The sequence below is a fragment of the Kitasatospora nipponensis genome (assembly GCF_039528135.1).
Classification (GTDB): domain Bacteria; phylum Actinomycetota; class Actinomycetes; order Streptomycetales; family Streptomycetaceae; genus Kitasatospora; species Kitasatospora nipponensis.
The window spans coordinates 1-701 of the sequence record NZ_BAAALF010000718.1; the positions used below are offsets into that span (position 1 = coordinate 1).

At 59.6% G+C, this 701-nt stretch carries 1 protein-coding gene; it reads right to left on the reverse strand.

Annotated features, from left to right (window positions below; translation table 11 throughout):
* Positions 1-237: 237 nt before the first annotated feature.
* Positions 238-701, reverse strand: a 464-nt coding sequence (locus ABD323_RS42900; RefSeq protein WP_344447462.1) for a hypothetical protein, incomplete at its 5' end; no start/stop codon positions are given.

Below are 701 nucleotides of genomic sequence, written 5' to 3' on the forward strand. Positions count from 1 at the left end.
CGATGATCTCCATCAGGTCCGGTGCCGGATCCTCGATCGTGCCGAGGTCACGCCGGTGGAGCGCTTCACTGGCGGCGCCGGTGCGCGCGGGACGATCTGTCCTGGATCATCCTACCGGGCCGAGCCCGAAAAAGTAGTGGAAGTGGCCGACTTTGTAATGCGCAAACCACGATAGAAAGAACTCGTCGGTGCCGAGTGAGACCCAGTCCGACCTGTTGTCAATCAAGACAGTTCACCTCAACTCGGTTGTTCGGGGGCACGGTAATCGTCACCCGGAATCACTCGCCCATCAGGCGCGATGTAATAGTCCTCCCAATCTTCGATGTCTTTGCGGTCGGACTTGTCGACGTGCGAATCAGGCGATCCGCCGTTGCCCTCGTCGGCTCCGTTCAAGTCCAGATCCCGCTCGAGGTGCCGCAGGATGTCTTCGTTCTCCGCCTCGGAGCCGTAGTATTGACGGGCAGCCTCTGTGAGCCGAGTCCCTGCCTCGTAGTAGCGAGCGCACGTCGTCTGCACGAACGACACGAATGCGTCCTGGAGATCCGACAGTTCCCGGTCTCCGGCCGTGGCCTCATTGCCTCTCCCGCGTAACTCGAAGTCGGCTTCGTCAACCGCAACGGCGTTCGTGATAATTTTTTCGTACTCTTCGGACGCATCGAAACAATAGCCGGCGAGCTCGCGAACTTCCTCGACGTTCACAT